Source organism: Azospirillum sp. VT-I1 (assembly GCF_055698305.1).
The window spans coordinates 1,081,282-1,098,702 of record NZ_CP168800.1; the positions used below are offsets into that span (position 1 = coordinate 1,081,282).

Below are 17,421 nucleotides of genomic sequence, written 5' to 3' on the forward strand. Positions count from 1 at the left end.
ATGCTCTACAACCTCCTCTTCGGACTGGCCGACGTCTTCACGCCGTTCAACCTGTTCCGCTACCTGACCTTCCGCACCGGCGGCGCCGTCATCACGTCGCTGGTCATCAGCTTCGTGTTCTTTCCGCGCCTGATCGCCTGGCTGAAGCGCAAGCAGGGCGAAGGGCAGCCCATCCGCGCCGACGGCCCGGAAAGCCACTTCAAGAAGAAGGGCACGCCCACCATGGGCGGCCTGATGATCCTGATCGCCATGACGGTCAGCACCCTGCTGTGGGGCGACCTGACCAACGCCTATGTCTGGATCGTCCTGCTGGTGACCATCGGCTACGGCCTGATCGGCTTCGGCGACGATTACCTGAAGCTGACCAAGCGCAACACCAAGGGGCTGTCCGGCCGCTTCCGCCTGGGCTGGGAGATCGCCATCGGGCTGGTCGCCTCCACGCTCATCATGTGGGTGTCGGCCCCGCCGCTGTCGGGCGGCGTCGCGGTGCCCTTCGTCAAGGATTTCCTGATCCAGCTGTCCTGGTTCTTCATCCCCTTCGGCGCCTTCATCATGGTCGGCGCCTCGAACTCGGTGAACCTGACCGACGGGCTGGACGGGCTGGCCATCGTGCCGACGATGATCGCGGCCGGCTGCTTCGGCCTGATCTCCTACCTGTCGGGCAACGCCATCTTCGCCAACTACCTGCAGATCCACCATGTGCCGGGTTCCGGCGAGCTGGCGGTCTTCTGCGGCGCGCTGGTCGGCGCCGGTCTGGGCTTCCTCTGGTACAACGCCCCGCCGGCCATGGTCTTCATGGGCGACACCGGGTCGCTCTCGCTGGGCGGCGCGCTCGGCGCCGTCAGCGTGGTGACCAAGCACGAGATCGTGCTGGCCATCATCGGCGGCCTGTTCGTGCTGGAGACGGTGTCGGTGATCGTGCAGGTCGCGTCCTTCAAGCTGACCGGCAAGCGCGTGTTCCGCATGGCGCCGCTGCACCATCATTTCGAGAAGAAAGGCTGGGCCGAACCGACGGTGGTGATCCGCTTCTGGATCATCGCCTCGATCCTGGCACTGGTCGGCCTGTCCACGCTGAAGCTGCGCTGAGGGGGCCTAGGCGATGATCGACCTGTTCTATATGCAGGAGCTGCCCGTCGCGGTGATGGGGCTGGGCAAGTCCGGCCTCGCCACCGCCCGCGCTCTGCGCGACAGCGGGGCGGAGGTGCGGGTGTGGGACGACAACCCCGCCTCCCGCGCCGCGGCGGAGGCCGAGGGCTTCGCCGTGGTCGATCTCGCCACCGCCGACCTGTCTGACCTGACCACCATCGTCTGGTCGCCCGGCATCCCCCACAGCTTCCCCAAGCCGCACCCGGTGGCCGAGCGCGCCAAGGCGATGGGAATCGAGCTGATCTGCGACATCGAGCTGCTGGGCCGGGCGGAGCGCGACTGCGCCTTCATCGGCATCACCGGCACCAACGGGAAGTCGACCACCACCACCCTGATCGGCCACATCATGGCCGCCGCCGGGCGCAAGGCCGCTGTGGGCGGCAACCTGGGCACGCCGGTGCTGAGCTTCGACCCGATCGGTTCCGGCGGCACCTGCGTCCTGGAGATGTCGAGCTACCAGCTGGAGCTGACCCACTCCATCACCTTCGACATCGCGGTGCTGCTGAACATCACGCCCGACCATCTCGCCCGCCATGGCGGGATGGAGGGGTACGTCGCCGCCAAGAAACTGATCTTCCACCGCCAGACCTGGCCGCGCACGGCGGTGATCGGCGTGGACGACGAGCATTGCCGCAAGATCCACGCCGACCTCGTGGCGGCCGGCGACCAGCGCATCTGGCCGGTCTCCGCCCTGGGGCCGGTCGCGGGCGGCGTCTATGCCGCCGACGGCTGGCTGGTCGACGACACCGACGGCGAGGCCGCCCGCGTGGTGGAACTGTCCACCCTGCCCACCCTGCTGGGCACCCACAACTGGCAGAACGCCGCCGCCGCCTTCGCCGCCTGCAAGGCCGCCGGCCTGCCGGTGCCGGCCATCGTCGCGGCGATGGCGACCTTCCCCGGCCTCGCCCACCGCCAGCAGCTGGTCGGCGAGGCGGACGGCGTGCGCTTCGTCAACGACAGCAAGGCGACCAACGCCGACGCGACGGAAAAGGCGCTGGCGACCTTCGACCCGATCTACTGGATCCTCGGCGGACAGGCCAAGGACACCGGACTGAACGGGCTGGAGGGCTATATGGGCCGTGTCCGCCACGCCTTCCTGATCGGCGAGGCGCAGGAACAATTCGCCGCATGGCTTGACGCACAAGGCGTTGCTTATACACGCTGCGGAACGCTGGATATCGCAACCGCGAAGGCGGCCGGTCTGGCTCTGGCGGAACGGCTGGACGGCGCCTGCGTGCTGTTGTCCCCAGCTTGCGCGTCCTGGGACCAGTTTGCCAACTTCGAGAAGCGTGGCGAGGCCTTCGCGGCCTATGTCGCGGGCATACTCGGCGCGCGCGATGCGACGAGCGGGGACGCTGCATGATCACCTTCGACCGTACCGACCAATCCATCTTCGGCCGCTGGTGGTGGACCGTCGACCGCTGGCAGCTGGGCGCCATCGCCCTGCTGATGTTCCTCGGCACCGTCCTGATCACCGCGGCCAGCCCGCCGGTCGCCGAGCGGATCGGCATCCAGGACACCTTCTATTTCGTCGAACGCCATCTGATGATGCTGATCCCGGCGATCATCATCATGGTCGGCGTCTCGCTGCTCAGCCCGCGCGGGGTGCGGAGGGTGGCGCTGGGCGTGTTCCTGTTCTCGGTGCTGCTGGTCTTCGCCACCCTGGTGGTGGGCATGGAGATCAAGGGCGCGCGGCGCTGGATCCACATCCCCGGCCTGTCGATCCAGCCGTCGGAGTTCGTCAAGCCCGCCTTCGCGGTGGTGGCGGCGTGGCTGTTCTCGCTGTCGCGCACCAACCCCGGCTTTCCCGGCGCGCTGGTGTCGATGGTGCTGTACGGCATCACCGTGGCCGGCCTGATCCTGCAGCCCGACCTGGGCATGACCTTCGTCGTCTCCGCCGTGTGGTTCACCCAATTCTTCCTGGCCGGGCTGAACCTGGTGCTGGTGATGGCGCTCGGCGGGCTGGGCGTGGTCGGGCTGATCGGCGCCTATTACACGCTGCCGCACGTCACCAGCCGCATCGACCGCTTCCTCGACCCGCATGCCGGCGACAACTATCAGGTCAACCGCTCGCTGGAGGCCTTCGCCAACGGCGGGCTGATGGGAACCGGCCCCGGCCAGGGCACGGTGAAGTTCTATCTGCCCGACAGCCACGCCGACTTCATCTTCGCCGTCGCCGGGGAAGAGATGGGGCTGATCTTCTGCCTCGGGCTGGTGGTGCTGTTCGCCTTCGTCGTCCTGCGCGGATTCGCGCGGGTCTTCAACGACAACAACTACTTCGTCCTGCTGGCGACCGCCGGCCTGCTGATCCAGTTCGGGCTTCAGGCGGCGATCAACATGGGATCGGCCTTGCATCTTATGCCGACGAAGGGCATGACCCTGCCTTTCATTTCCTACGGCGGCTCTTCGCTGCTCGCACTCGGGTTCGGCATGGGCATGGTACTGGCTTTGACACGCAAACGTTTCGGCCCCGCGGAATGAGGAGGCCGACGGACTTGGACCCCACCGCGCACAAGGTGATCGTGCTGGCCGCCGGCGGCACCGGCGGGCATATGTTCCCGGCCGAGGCGCTGGCGCGCGAGCTGCTGTCCCGCGGCCGCGCCGTGACCCTGGTCACCGACAAGCGCGGCCACGCCTTCGGCGACAATCTGCCGGAGGTGCCGGTCCACCGCATCCGCGCCGCCTCCCCCGGCGCCGGGATCGTGGGCAAGCTGAAGGCCGCCCTGCAGATGGGGCTGGGCCTGCTGGAGGCGCGCGCGCTGATGCGGCAGCTCGACCCGGCGGCGGTGGTCGGCTTCGGCGGCTACCCGTCCGTCCCCACCGTCTATGCCGCCATCCAGTCCAAGCTGCCGGCCCTGCTGCACGAGCAGAACGCCGTCCTCGGCCGTGCCAACCGGATGCTGATCGCGGGCGCCCGCCGCATCGCCGTCGCCTTCCCCGGCATCGAGAAGCTGGGCGAGGCGCAGCGCGGCAAGATCGTCCGCACCGGCAACCCGGTCCGTCCCGCCGTCGCCGCCCGCCGCCTGTCCCCCTACGAGGCGCCGCAGCCCGGCGGCCCCGTCCGCCTGCTGGTGATGGGCGGCAGCCAGGGCGCCCGCGTCTTCTCCGAGGTGATCCCCGCGGCGCTGGCCCTGCTGCCGGACGACCTGCGCGCCCGCATCCATCTGGCGCAACAATGCCGCCCCGAAGACCTGGAGGCCGCCCGCGACGCGCTGGAGCCGCTGGGCCTCGCCCGGCTGGAGCTGCAGACCTTCTTCCGCGACGTGCCGGAACGGCTGGCCGCCTGCCATCTCGCCGTCACCCGCGCCGGCGCCTCCACCATCGCCGAGCTGACCTGCGTCGGCCGTCCGGCGATCCTGGTGCCCTATCCGCACGCGACCGACGACCACCAGACCGCCAACGCCCGCCATCTGGCCGAGGCCGGCGCCGCCTGGCTGGTGCCGCAGCCCGCCTTCACCGCGAGCGCGCTTGCCGAACGGCTGTCCGCCCTGCTGGCCGACCCGCAGTCCCTGGCCGTCGCGGCACAGGCCGCCCATGGCTGGGGCACCGCCGACGCCGCCAGCGCCCTGGCCGACGCCGTTCTGGCGATGCTGGACGGCGGCAAGCGGACGCTTCACGGCGCCGGCGCCGGGTCCGACCAGACCACGACCGACCACGACCGATCCCACAACGCCCGGCGGTCTGCCGCCGGCGCCAGCGCCAAGGGGGCCGCGGAATGATCAAAGCCAGGACTCTGACCCGACCGACGCCGCGACCGCTGCAGGACTGGCCGGCGGACATGACTCGGACCGAGGGCGGCTGGTACAACCGCCCGGGCTGCCCGCTGGTGCCGCGCTTCCTTGCCGAAGGCGGTTTCCTGCGCGACCGCCTGTCGATGATCCACGGATCGCAGCCTCTCCCCAACGACCTGTCCGACGAGGCGGTCGACGCCACCCTTCGCCTGATGCTTCGCCGCGGAAAGTAAGCCTGACATGCGCGCCCTCCCCCTCTCGATCGGCACCATCCACTTCGTCGGCATCGGCGGCATCGGCATGAGCGGCATCGCCGAGGTTCTGCGGAACCTGGGCTATACCGTCCAGGGCTCCGACCTCGCCGAGAACGCCAACGTCAAGCGCCTGCGCGAACTGGGCATCAAGGTGTTCGTCGGCCATCGCGGCGAGAACATCGCTGGTGCGGCGGTCGTCGTCGTCTCCTCCGCCGTCAAGCGCGACAATCCGGAAGTGGTCGCCGCCCGCGCGGCCCTGGTGCCGGTGGTTCGCCGCGCCGAGATGCTGGGCGAGCTGATGCGCCTGAAATGGGCCATCGCCATCGGCGGCACCCATGGCAAGACCACGACCACCTCGATGGTCGGCCATATGCTGGAGCACGCCAATCTCGACCCGACCGTCATCAACGGCGGCATCATCAACGCCTACGGCTCCAACACCCGGCTCGGCACCGGCGACTGGATGGTGGTGGAGGCGGACGAGAGCGACGGCACCTTCGTGAAGCTGCCGGCCTGCATCGCCGTCGTCACCAACATGGATCCGGAACATCTGGACTTCTACGGCACCTTCGACAACGCGCGGGCCGCCTTCGACAGCTTCGTCCAGAACATCCCCTTCTACGGCTTCGCGGCACTCTGCATCGACCATCCCGAAGTGCAGGCGATGATCCCCCGCGTGTCCGACCGCCGCATCGTCACCTACGGCTTCTCGCCGCAGGCCGACATCCGCGCGGTGAACGTGGAGCTGGGCCCCGACGGCGCCAAGTACGACGTGCTGATCTACGACCGCCACACCGGCGAGAGCCGCGCCATCGCCGGCGTGCGCCTGCCGATGTACGGGCCGCACAACGTCCAGAACTCGCTGGCCTGCTTCGCGGTCGGCAACGAGATGGGCCTGCCCGACGTGGTGATGCGCGACAGCATGGCCAAGTTCCAGGGCGTGAAGCGCCGCTTCACCAAGACCGGCGAGGCCAACGGCATCACCGTCATCGACGATTACGGCCACCACCCGGTGGAGATCGCCGCGGTGCTGAAGGCCGCGCGCACCGCCGGCACCGGCCGCACCATCGCCGTGGTCCAGCCGCACCGCTATTCCCGCCTCGCCGCCCTGTTCGAGGAGTTCTGCACCTGCTTCAACGACGCCGACGCCGTGATCGTCGCCGACGTCTATGCCGCCGGTGAGGCGCCCATCGAGGGCGTCAGCCGCGACAGCCTGGTGGAGGGCCTGCGCATGCACGGCCACCGCCATGTCGTGGCCCTGCACAACCAGCAGGAGCTGGCGCAGGTGGTGCGCGAGATGGCCAAGCCCGGCGACTTCGTCGTCTGCCTGGGCGCCGGCAACATCACCCAGTGGGCGAACGCCCTGCCGGGCGAGCTGTCGGCCCTCTACGGCGCCGGCCGATGACGGCGGCGCCGCGCATGAGCCTCCCTGACGGCCATCTGATCCAACGGATGCCTGCAGTGCGCGGCCGGCTGACCGCCGACGCCCCGCTGGCGCCGGTGACGTGGTTCCGCGTCGGCGGCCCGGCGGAGGTGATGTTCCGCCCGGCCGACGCCGACGATCTCGCCGACTTCCTGGCGGCCGTGCCCACCGAGGTGCCGGTGACGGTGATCGGCGTCGCCTCCAACCTGCTGGTGCGGGACGGCGGCGTGCCGGGCATCACCATCCGGCTCGGCCGCGGCTTCACCGACATCGCGGCCGATGGGATGACGCTGACCGCCGGCGCGGCGGCGCTCGACCTCAACGTCGCCATGGTCGCCCGCGATGCCGGCATCGCCGGGCTGGAGTTCCTGTCGGGCATCCCCGGCACCATCGGCGGTGCCTTGCGCATGAACGGCGGCGCCTATGGCCGCGAGCTGGCCGACGTGCTGGTCTCCGCCACCGCCGTTGCGCGCGACGGCCGGCGGCTGGAGTTCAGCCATGCCGGCATGGGCTTCACCTACCGCCACAGCGCAGCGCCCGAGGACTGCATCTTCACCGGCGCCGTCCTGCGCGGCGAACCCGGCAACCCGCTGGAGATCGCGCGGCGCATGGCGGAGATCTCCGACAAGCGCGCCGACAGCCAGCCCGTCCGCTCGCGCACCGGCGGTTCGACCTTCAAGAACCCTGACGGGTATAAGGCTTGGGAACTGATCGACAAGGCCGGCTGCCGCGGCCTGTCCATCGGCGACGCCCAGGTTTCGGAAAAGCACTGCAACTTCCTCATCAACAACGGCACGGCCACCGCCGCCCAGTTGGAAGCGCTGGGCGAGGAGGTTCGCCGCCGCGTGTTCGAGACCAGCGGCGTGACGCTGGAATGGGAAATCAAGCGCATCGGCGTCCCCGCCGCCGAAGGAAGCACCGCCCAATGACCGAAGCCCTTCTCCACGCCCACAAGAAGCATGTCGCCGTCCTGATGGGCGGCTGGTCGGCCGAGCGCGAGGTGTCGCTGGTCAGCGGGGCCGGCGTCGCCAAGGCGCTGGAAGAGGAAGGCTACCGCGTCACCGCCATCGACGTGCAGCGCGACCTGGGCGGGCTGATGCACGCCCTGTCCAACCCGCGCCCCGACGTGGTGTTCAACGCCCTGCACGGCCGAGGCGGCGAGGACGGGACGATCCAGGGCGTGCTGGAGTTCCTGGGCCTGCCCTACACCCATTCCGGCGTCCAGGCGGCGGCCATCGCCATGGACAAGGCGATGACCAAGCGCGTGCTGGACACCGTCGGCATCCGCTCCCCCAAAGGAATGGTGCTGTCCCGTGGGGAGATCACCGGCGGGGCCCACCCCATGCCGGCGCCCTATATCGTCAAGCCTGTGGACGAAGGCTCGACCGTTGGCGTAACCCTGGTCCGCGAGGGGCAGAACAGCCCGGTCGGCGACGCGTGGACCTTCGGTGAGCGTGCGCTGGTCGAGGAGTTCATCCCCGGTCGCGAGCTGACCGTGGGCGTCATGGGTGACCGCGCTTTGGCGGTGACCGAGATCGTCTTTCAGGCTCAGGTCTACGACTACACCGCGAAATACAGCGCCGGCCATGCCGTCCACACCATCCCCGCCGCGGTCCCCGAGGCCGTCGCGGAGGAGGCGAAGCGGCTGGCGGTGCTGGCGCACCACACCCTGGGCTGCCGGGGTGTCTCGCGCAGCGACTTCCGCTGGGATGACAGCCGGCCGGGAACGGACGGGCTGTACTTCCTCGAGATCAACAACCAGCCGGGCATGACGCCCCTGTCGCTGGTGCCCGAGCAGGCGGCGCATGTGGGGATCTCCTACGGCGCGCTGGTCGGCTGGCTGGTGGAGAATGCCGCATGTCAGCTCGCCTGATGGCCGATCCGGACTTTCGTGCCGCCGCTGCCGGCGCGCGCGCCCGGGACGAGATGCCGACCCCGCCACGCGCCATGGCCGCGTCGGCGCAGAAAGGCAAGCGGCGGCGCGCCTGGCCGCGCTGGACCCGCTCGGCCGTCAAAGCGGCGCTGATCCTGGTGCCGGTGCTGGGGCTGACCGCCGCCGCCGGCACGACCTGGAAGCGCGGCACCCTGGCCGATACGCTGGACGCGGCGCGCGACAGCGTCATCCAGACCACCGGCGACCTGGGCTTCCGCCTGTCGGAGATCCTGGTTGTCGGCCGCAGCGAGACGGAGCGCGACGCCGTGCTCGACGCGCTGGGCGTGCGCCGGGGCGAGCCGATCCTGTCCATCGACCTCGCCGAGGCCAAGCAGCGGCTGGAAGAGCTGCCCTGGGTGTCGTCGGCCTCCATCGAGCGCCGGCTGCCCGGCTTCCTCTACATCCGCTTGTCGGAACGCCAGCCGATGGCGATCTGGCAGCATGAGCGGCAGTTCACCGTCATCGACCGCGCCGGCCGTCCGCTGGCCGACGCGGCGGAGTTGGCGCGCCGCGGCAACCAGCGCATCGAGACGCTGCCCCAGGTGATCGGCGCCAACGCCCCGCAGCAGGTCCATACCCTGCTGTCGGCGCTGGACAGCGCCCCCACCGTCGCCCCGCTGCTGTCCTCGGCCAGCTGGATCAGCGACCGGCGCTGGAACCTGCAGCTCAGCAACGGCGTGACGGTGAAGCTGCCGGAGGGCACCGCGGAGATGCGCCGCGCCCTTCAGCAGCTGGAGCAGATGCATGCGGCCAGCCATGTGCTGGACCGCGACATCGTCGCCATCGACCTGCGGCTGCCCGGCCGCGCCGCGATCCAGACCTCCGCCACCGCCCAGCTTCCGGGCTGGGACGATGAGGCGAAGAAGAAGAACGGCAAGAAATCGTAGGGACGGACCGGCGCCGGGCCTTTCCGGGGGAAGCCCGCCGCCGGCGGACAGGAGTAGAGGGGACGTTTGGGGGGCATGTTCGGGATGGGATTCAACGGCGCCAAGAAGCCGAAGCGGCCGGCCCGTGGCGGGATCGTCACGGCGCTGGACGTCGGCTCGACGAAGGTGTGCTGCGTCATCGCGCGGATGGAGGAGCCCGGCTCCCTCCGCGTGATCGGCGTCGGCCACCAGATCGCCACGGGCATCCGCGCCGGGACCATCATCGACATGGAGGCGGCCGAAACCTCGATCGGCGCCGCCGTGCATGCCGCCGAGCAGATGGCCGGCGAGACGGTGCACGACGTGGTGGTCAACCTGTCGATGGGCCAGCCGCGCTCCCACGCCTTCACCGCCACGGTCCCCGTCTCCGGCCAGGAGGTGACGGAGGGCGACATCCGCCGCGCCATGGCCCATGCCCGCACCCTGCAGGCCGGCCCCGATCAGGCGCTGATCCACACCATCCCGCTGGGCTTCAGCCTGGACGGCAGCCGCGGCATCCGCGACCCCAAGGGGATGAGCGGCCATTCGCTGGGCGCCCAGCTGCATGTCGTCACCGCCGCGGCCGGCGCCATCCGCACGCTGCACGCCTGCATCGCCCGCTGCCACCTGAACATCGAGTCCATCGTGGTCAGCCCCTTCGCCTCCGGCCTCGCCTGTCTGGTGGAGGACGAGATGGAGATGGGGGCGGCCTGCGTCGACATCGGCGGCGGCGGCACCACCATCTCGATCTTCGCCGAGGGCAATCTGGTCTGGACCGGCTTCGTGCCCTTGGGCGGCCGGCACGTCACCAACGACATCGCCCACGGGCTGGCCACGCCGCTGGTCCATGCCGAACGGCTGAAGGTGCTCTACGGCAGCGCCCGGGTGAACCCGGCCGACGAGCGCGAGATGATCGAGGTGCCGCAGATCGGCGAGGACGAGCGCAGCGGCAGCGGCACCGCCAGCCACCCGCGCTCCTTCCTGGTCAGCATCATCCAGGCGCGGATGGAGGAAATCTTCGAAGAGGTGCGCAGCGCCATCGAGCAGTCGGGACATTCCCGGCTGGTCGGCCGGCGCGTCGTGCTGACCGGCGGCGCCAGCCAGTTGCCCAACACGCGCGACATGGCCGCCCCCATCCTGGACAAGCAGGTCCGCATCGCCCGTCCGACCCGGATCGCCGGCCTCAACGAGGCGCATGGCGGACCGGCCTTCGCGACGGTCGCGGGCCTTCTGCTACACGCCGTCCGCAACCCGACGGAGCTGATGGTGACCGGCCAAGAGGCGGTCGCGTCCACCGGGCTCATCGGCCGTGTCGGCCTGTGGCTGCGGGAGAATCTGTAGATGACTCTTCCCGCCGCCATCCACCGATTCCCGAACGGACAGACACCGGACACAACCGGGCGCCGTTCGCGGCATATCAAACATCAAACCCAACGAAAACAGGTTGTGGAGGCCTGAACAGCATGATCAACGTGACCATTCCCCAGATCGAGCCCGAGCTGAAGCCGCGCATCACCGTGTTCGGCGTCGGCGGCGCTGGCGGCAACGCCGTCAACAACATGATCAAGTCGAACCTGGAAGGCGTGGACTTCGTCGTCGGCAACACCGACGCGCAGGCGCTGAAGGGTTCGCTGTGCGAAAAGCGCATCCAGCTGGGCACCGGCACCACCCGCGGCCTCGGCGCCGGCTCCAAGCCGGATGTCGGCCGTGCGTCGGCCGAGGAGCAGATCGACGAGATCGTCCAGTATCTCGAAGGCTCCAACATGGTGTTCATCACCGCCGGCATGGGCGGCGGCACCGGCACCGGCGCTGCCCCGGTCATCGCGCGCGCGGCCCGCGAGCGCGGCATCCTGACCGTCGGCGTCGTCACCAAGCCCTTCCATTTCGAGGGCGGCCACCGCATGCGGCTGGCCGAGGGCGGCATCGCCGAGCTGCAGCAGTATGTCGACACCCTCATCATCATCCCGAACCAGAACCTGTTCCGCATCGCCAACGAGAAGACGACCTTCGCGGACGCCTTCAAGATGGCCGACGACGTTCTGCATTCGGGCGTCCGCGGCGTCACCGACCTGATGGTGATGCCCGGCCTGATCAACCTGGATTTCGCCGACATCCGGTCCGTCATGACCGAGATGGGCAAGGCGATGATGGGCACCGGCGAGGCCAGCGGCGAGCGCCGCGCCATCGAAGCCGCCGAGGCCGCCATCTCCAACCCGCTGCTGGACGACGTGTCGATGAAGGGTGCCCGCGGCGTCCTCATCAACATCACTGGCGGCTACGACATGACCCTGTTCGAGGTCGACGAGGCCGCCAACCGCGTCCGTGACGAGGTCGATCCCGACGCCAACATCATCTTCGGCTCGACCTTCGACAGCTCGCTGGACGGCGTGATGCGCGTGTCGGTCGTCGCCACCGGCATCGACGCCGCGGCGATGAGCAACCCGCGCACCCTGCACCCGGTCAACCTGTCGCTGGTCCCCGGCGACCGCGCCAAGAAGCCGGCCGCTCCCGGCAACCTGACCGGCGCGCCCGCCGCCGCCCCGGCTTCGGCGATCCCCAGCGCCGCCGCCGGCCTGCGCACCCCGCAGCCGGTGACCGCCGGCGCCGCCGCGATCCAGCACGACCCGGCCCAGCAGCATGCCCCGCAGCCGCAGGCCCCGCAGCAGCACGCCGAGGCGCCGAAGCCGGCCGGCGGCCCGCTGCACGGCGAGAACCAGGGCGGCCACTTCTTCGCGCCGAAGCCGGCCGATGCCGGTCCGCGCCAGCCGGTGACCGTCGGCGCCGCCCCGCTGTCCGCCCCCCAGCCGCAGCAGCCCGCCGTCCAGCAGCATGCGCCGCAGGCCCACCAGCAGCAGCCGCAGCTCCAGCCGCAGCCGCAGCAGGCTCCGGTGGCCCAGCAGCATCACCACCATGCCGCCCCGCAGGCCCACCAGCCGCATCCGGGCGGCCTGTCGGTCGGCCCGGCCCCGGCGCCGGCCCCCGCACCGGAACCGGCCCCGGCCCGCAAGGGCAACTTCCTGTTCGGTCTGGTGACCGGCCTCGGCCGCAAGTCCGAACCGGCGCACCCACCGGCCCCGCAGCCGGCGCCCCAGGCCTACCAGCCGCAGCCGGCCCCGCAGCAGTACCAGCCGGCTCCGCAGGCCTATCCGCAGCAGCAGCCGGCCTACCCGCAGCAGCCGCAGGCGCCCCAGGCCTACCAGCCGGCCCCGTCCTACCCGGCCGCCCCGCAGCAGGCTCCGGTCTATCCGCCGCAGCAGGCGGCGCCGCAGCAGGCTCCGCAGGCGCCCAGCTATCCGGCCGCTCCGCAGCCGATGGCCCCGGCCCCGCGCGCCGACGCCAAGCCGGGTGAGCAGGAGGAACTGGACATCCCGGCCTTCCTGCGCCGCCAGGCGAACTGAGCACCCACCGTTCCGGACCGCCGCGGAGCCTCCCGCGGCGGTCGGCCGATCCCGGCGAAAGCCGGAGATAACCGCCGTCGCCGCAGCCTATCAATCGCGGCGCCGGCGGCTCCACAACCTGACCGAACCTTTCGGACCCCGGGACGCCTGCGTGCGTCTCCGGGGATTTTTTGTTGCATCACTATTGTGCGTATACCCGATTGCTTGCAGACCGCACCTCTTTTGCCCTGCAACAAACGGTAACAATGAGTGATTTGCCGATTTCCGAACCCAAGTGTTACCTATCAGCATGGTCGAAAGCGAAAGCCGCCGACGCGATGATCTCCCAAGATCATGCGGCGCGGCGTCGCCGGGAACCTCCCTTTCATGACCAAGATGGAAAAGACATCGTGGCCAACAATCGCAGCAACGCGGACGGTATGTTCCAGCAGACCCTGAAGAAGTCGGTGACCATCGCCGGCGTCGGTCTGCATTCGGGCGTCATCGTCACGCTGACGATTTCGCCGGCCGATGCGAATTCCGGGATCACCTTCCTGCGCAGCGATCTCCGTGGCGCCGCCGCCGTCATTCCGGCGCGCTGGGACACGGTGGTCGACACCCGCCTGTGCACCGTGATCGGCAACGAACACGGCACCACCGTCGGCACGATCGAGCATCTGATGTCCGCGCTGGCCGGCTGCGGCATCGACAATGCCGTCGTCTCGCTGGACGGCATCGAGGTGCCGATCATGGACGGCAGCGCCGCCCCCTTCGTCGCCGCCATCGAGCAGGCCGGCATCGCCGTGCAGAAGGCCCCGCGCCGCGTCATCCGCATCCTGAAGCCGGTCGTCATCGGCGACGGCGTGAAGAGCGCGTCCTTCACCCCCGACGTCGCGACCACCTACAGCTTCGAGATCGACTTCGACAGCGCCGCCATCTCCCGGCAGGCGCATGCGCTGGAGATCGACACCGACAGCTTCAAGGACGAGATCAGCCGCGCCCGCACCTTCGGCTTCCTGCACGAGGTGGAGGGGCTGCGCAAGATGGGCCTCGCCCGCGGCGGCTCGCTGGACAACGCGGTGGTCATCTCCGGCGACACGGTGATGAACGCCGAGGGCCTCCGCTTCACCGACGAGTTCGTGCGCCACAAGATCCTGGACGCCGTCGGCGACCTGTATCTGGCCGGCGCCCCGATCGTCGGGCATTTCCACGGCGTGCGGTCCGGCCATGCCCTGAACAACCAGCTGCTGCGCGCCCTGTTCGCCGACCGCAGCGCCTGGCGCTACGAGACGGCGGTGTCGCTGCCGGTGGCGCGCCGCGGCCTGGAGCAGCTGGCGGTCGCCTGACCACAGCCGTTTTCGGTTGGGCCTGTTTTCGATTGGGTTTGCCCCTGCCCTCCCCTACCGGGGAGGGCTTTTTCTTTGCGCGCACTCCCCTCCCCTGCCGGCAGGGAGAGTCACGCAAAAGAAAGCGCCCTCCCCTTTCGGGGTGGGCGCCGGTCTCATTTCCACAGCTGCTTGCCGTTTTCCGAGTTATTTCAGTATTTTAAGTAATTTTCTTCATATGGCGCTTCGAGAACACTGAAATTGCCCTCTCCCGGGACGGGAGAGGGAGTGCCCCCTACCCCGCCGCCACCAGTTCCGCTTCGCTGCCGGCAAATTCACCGAAGCGGGTGTCCTCCTTCAGGATGTGCTTGCCTAGCCAGTCGGAGCAGAACAGGAACACCTCCTCGCCGCTGATGGCGCCACCGTTGACGCGGAAATCGTCGCGGTAGCTTTCGACCTGTCGGGTCAGACGGTCGTGCAGGGCCTTGTGCGCGGCGAAGGTCGGGTAGTTCAGGCGCTGCATCTGCGCCTCCTCCTCCGCGAAATGGTGGCGGGTGTAGACGATCAGCTCGTCCAGGATCGCTTCGATCAGGGCGGGGTCCTGGCGGTTGGCCTCGTCATACAGCTTGTTGACGATACCGATCAGGACACGGTGATCCTCGTCCAGAGCGTCGTTGCCCACGCTCATCCAGCGCGACCACTGAATTGGCTCCATGGCGTTTCCTTCGTCCCCCTTCGTTGGCTGCCAGGCAGGCGGATGCGGGCGTTGGCCGCCCGTCGGCACCGCCCGGGATCCGGGCCGGGGCCGCCTGCCTGGCATCGTTTGGCTTTCGACTATAAGCGTTGTCTGATCTCACTCCCCCTGTCCCCGTCCGTCAATCCGACCGAACGGAGATGCGACATTTTGGCAATGCGGCGGACGAAGCGTCGGGTCAACCGCCGATCTTGGCCAGCCATTCATCCTCGGTCAGGATTTCGACACCCAGATCCTTGGCCTTGGCCGCCTTACTGCCGGCATCGGCCCCGGCGACCAGATAGTCGGTCTTGCCGGAGACGGACCCGGCGACCTTGGCGCCCAGCGACTCGGCGCGCGCCTTTGCCTCCGACCGGGTCATCCGCTCCAGCGTGCCGGTGAACACCACCGTCTTGCCGGCGATGGGGGAATTTCCGGCCTTGGGCGCTTCCGCCTCCAGCACGGTCAGCCGCTCCATCAGGCCGCGGACGATGGCGAGGTTGCGCTCCTCCGCGAAGAAGCCGGCCAGCTCCTCGGCCGCGACTTCGCCGACATCGGGGGTGGCGACCAGATCGAGCCAGGGCTGCCCCGGCAGCTGTCCGGCCGCCCGCTCCATCGCCGCCCGCCAGTCGGCCAGCGTGCCGTAGCGTTCGGCCAGCGCCTGGGCCGCCGGCTTCTTCACGCCCTTGATGCCCAGCGAGGCGATGATGGTCTCCAGCCGCAGCGCGTCGTTGCCGGCATAGAAGTCCAGCTTCGCTCCGCAGTCGGGATCGGCGAACCAGCCGAGGATGGCGTCGGCGGTCGCCCGCCCCACCCCCTTCAGCTCATGCAGGTCGCGCCATTCCTGCCCCGGCATGGCCTGTTCCGCCGCCAGCATGCCGTCGACCCAAGCCGCCATCGTCCTGTACTGCCGGGCCAGCGACTTGGCCGTCACCTCGCCGACATGGCGGATGCCCAGCGCGTAGATCACCCGGTGCAGTTCGATGCCGTTGCGGCGCTGCTCGATGGCCTTGAACAGGTTCTGGACCGACTTCTCCTTCCAGCCCGGCCGGCCGATCAGCTCAACGCGCCCTTCAAGCGTGAAGATGTCGACCGGCGACTTGATGAAGCCTTCCTCCCAGAATTCCTCGATGATCTTCTCGCCCAGCCCTTCGATGTCGAAGGCGTCGCGGGACACGAAATGGCGCAGGCGCTCCTTGGCCTGGGCGGCACAGATCAGGCCGCCGGTGCAGCGGCGCACCACCTCGCCCGCCTCGCGGATGGCGAGGCTGCCGCAGACCGGGCAGGTCTCCGGAGCCACATAGGGGACCGAGTCGGCCGGGCGCTGGGACAGCACCACCTCCACCACCTGCGGGATCACGTCGCCGGCGCGCTGGACGACCACGAGGTCGCCGACGCGGATGTCCTTGCGGGCGATCTCGTCCTCATTGTGCAGGGTGGCGCGGCTGACCACGACGCCGCCGACGGTGATGTCCTCCAACTCGGCGACGGGGGTCAGCGCGCCGGTGCGGCCGACCTGGATGGTTATGGCTTTCAGACGGGTCTGCGCCTGCTCCGCCGGGAATTTATGGGCGATGGCCCAGCGCGGCGCCCGGCTGACGAAGCCGAGCCGCTGCTGAAGCTCCAGGCTGTCGACCTTGTAGACGACGCCGTCGATGTCGAAGGGCAGGCCGGCGCGCCGCCGGCCGATGCCCTCGTAATAGGCCAGCAGCTTGTCCTTGCCGTCGCACAGCTCCGCCGGCCGGTTCAGCTGGAAGCCCCAGCCCTTCAGCCGCTCGCGGATGCCCCATTGCGTCTCGGCGATCGGCTCCGACAGCTCGCCCAGCGCATAGCCGAAGAAGCAGAGCGGCCGGGCGGCGGTGATCGACGGGTCGAGTTGGCGCAGGCTGCCGGCCGCCGCATTGCGCGGGTTGGCGAACAGCTGCTCGCCTTTCTCGGCGCGGGCGGCGTTCATCGCCAGGAAGTCGTCGCGGCTCATATAGACCTCGCCGCGGACCTCCAGCACGTCGGGGAAGGGTGCCGGCAGGCGGTGCGGCACGTCGCGGATGGTGCGGACATTGGCGGTGACGTTCTCGCCCTCCGCCCCGTCGCCGCGGGTGGCGGCCAGCACCAGCTCGCCCTTCTCATAGCGCAGCGAGCAGGACAGCCCGTCGATCTTCGGCTCCGCCACGAAGGTCAGCGGCGCATCGTCGGACAGGCCGAGGAAGCGGCGGACGCGGGCGTCGAACTCCGCCACATCCTCGGGCGCGAAGGCGTTGCCCAGCGACAGCATCGGGATGGCATGGCGCACCTTGCCGAAGCCGGCCGCCGGGGCGGCGCCGACGCGCAGGCTGGGCGAATCGGCGCGGCGCAGGTCGGGGAAGCGCGTCTCGATGGCGAGGTTGCGGCGGACCAGCGCGTCGTAATCGGCGTCGGAGATCTCCGGCTGGTCCTGCTGGTGATAGAGCCGGTCATGATGGGCGATCTCGGCGGCCAGCGCCGCCAGTTCCGCCGCGGCCTGATCCGGGGTCAGCGCCTCGACATCGATGCTGCGGGGATTGGGCGGCGTGTCGAACAGGTCCTGCATGGCGCGTCTCGTGACGAATCGGGGGCTT

At 69.5% G+C, this 17,421-nt stretch carries 14 protein-coding genes; 12 read left to right on the plus strand and 2 right to left on the minus strand.

The window, feature by feature from the left end:
- The 12 genes from mraY to lpxC all read left to right on the plus strand — a co-directional run bounded on the left by mraY (position 1) and on the right by lpxC (position 14,115).
- Positions 1 to 1,086, plus strand: coding sequence for a phospho-N-acetylmuramoyl-pentapeptide-transferase (gene mraY, locus AB8P05_RS05160; protein WP_472759064.1), 1,086 nt, complete (start codon positions 1 to 3; stop codon positions 1,084 to 1,086).
- Positions 1,087 to 1,099: 13 nt separating this feature from the next.
- Positions 1,100 to 2,509, plus strand: coding sequence for a UDP-N-acetylmuramoyl-L-alanine--D-glutamate ligase (gene murD, locus AB8P05_RS05165; protein WP_472759065.1), 1,410 nt, complete (start codon positions 1,100 to 1,102; stop codon positions 2,507 to 2,509).
- Positions 2,506 to 3,627, plus strand: coding sequence for an FtsW/RodA/SpoVE family cell cycle protein (locus AB8P05_RS05170; protein WP_455172200.1), 1,122 nt, complete (start codon positions 2,506 to 2,508; stop codon positions 3,625 to 3,627). The genes murD and AB8P05_RS05170 overlap by 4 nt, the downstream gene beginning before the upstream one ends.
- Entirely contained in the window at positions 3,624 to 4,865 is a 1,242-nt protein-coding gene (gene murG / locus AB8P05_RS05175; protein WP_472759066.1) for an undecaprenyldiphospho-muramoylpentapeptide beta-N-acetylglucosaminyltransferase, read from the plus strand. Before AB8P05_RS05170 ends, murG begins: the two co-directional genes overlap by 4 nt.
- Before the next feature lie 59 nt (positions 4,866 to 4,924).
- The gene (locus AB8P05_RS05180) at positions 4,925 to 5,110 is read left to right on the plus strand and encodes a hypothetical protein (protein WP_455172202.1); all 186 of its coding nucleotides are present in this window, start codon (positions 4,925 to 4,927) and stop codon (positions 5,108 to 5,110) included.
- Positions 5,111 to 5,117: 7 nt separating this feature from the next.
- Positions 5,118 to 6,536, plus strand: coding sequence for a UDP-N-acetylmuramate--L-alanine ligase (murC, locus tag AB8P05_RS05185; protein WP_472759067.1), 1,419 nt, complete (start codon positions 5,118 to 5,120; stop codon positions 6,534 to 6,536).
- A 14-nt stretch (positions 6,537 to 6,550) separates the two neighbouring features.
- A complete protein-coding gene (gene murB, locus AB8P05_RS05190; RefSeq protein WP_472759068.1) occupies positions 6,551 to 7,483 on the plus strand; it encodes a UDP-N-acetylmuramate dehydrogenase in 933 nt (310 codons plus the stop codon).
- A complete protein-coding gene (locus AB8P05_RS05195; RefSeq protein ID WP_472759069.1) occupies positions 7,480 to 8,427 on the plus strand; it encodes a D-alanine--D-alanine ligase in 948 nt (315 codons plus the stop codon). The genes murB and AB8P05_RS05195 overlap by 4 nt, the downstream gene beginning before the upstream one ends.
- Positions 8,412 to 9,374 (plus strand): cell division protein FtsQ/DivIB, encoded by a 963-nt coding sequence (locus AB8P05_RS05200; protein WP_472759070.1) that lies wholly within the window; start codon positions 8,412 to 8,414, stop codon positions 9,372 to 9,374. Before AB8P05_RS05195 ends, AB8P05_RS05200 begins: the two co-directional genes overlap by 16 nt.
- An 84-nt stretch (positions 9,375 to 9,458) precedes the next feature.
- Entirely contained in the window at positions 9,459 to 10,733 is a 1,275-nt protein-coding gene (gene ftsA, locus AB8P05_RS05205) for a cell division protein FtsA (protein ID WP_455173055.1), read from the plus strand.
- A 122-nt stretch (positions 10,734 to 10,855) separates the two neighbouring features.
- Entirely contained in the window at positions 10,856 to 12,790 is a 1,935-nt protein-coding gene (gene ftsZ, locus AB8P05_RS05210) for a cell division protein FtsZ (RefSeq protein WP_472759071.1), read from the plus strand.
- Positions 12,791 to 13,179: 389 nt separating this feature from the next.
- The gene (lpxC, locus tag AB8P05_RS05215) at positions 13,180 to 14,115 is read left to right on the plus strand and encodes a UDP-3-O-acyl-N-acetylglucosamine deacetylase (RefSeq protein ID WP_472759072.1); all 936 of its coding nucleotides are present in this window, start codon (positions 13,180 to 13,182) and stop codon (positions 14,113 to 14,115) included.
- A 274-nt stretch (positions 14,116 to 14,389) separates the two neighbouring features.
- Here the strand turns inward: lpxC and AB8P05_RS05220 are convergent, their stop codons facing one another.
- Positions 14,390 to 14,809, minus strand: a complete 420-nt coding sequence (locus AB8P05_RS05220; RefSeq protein ID WP_472759073.1) for a bacteriohemerythrin — start codon at positions 14,807 to 14,809, stop codon at positions 14,390 to 14,392.
- Positions 14,810 to 15,026: 217 nt separating this feature from the next.
- A complete protein-coding gene (gene ligA, locus AB8P05_RS05225; protein WP_472759074.1) occupies positions 15,027 to 17,393 on the minus strand; it encodes an NAD-dependent DNA ligase LigA in 2,367 nt (788 codons plus the stop codon).
- Positions 17,394 to 17,421: the final 28 nt, after the last annotated feature.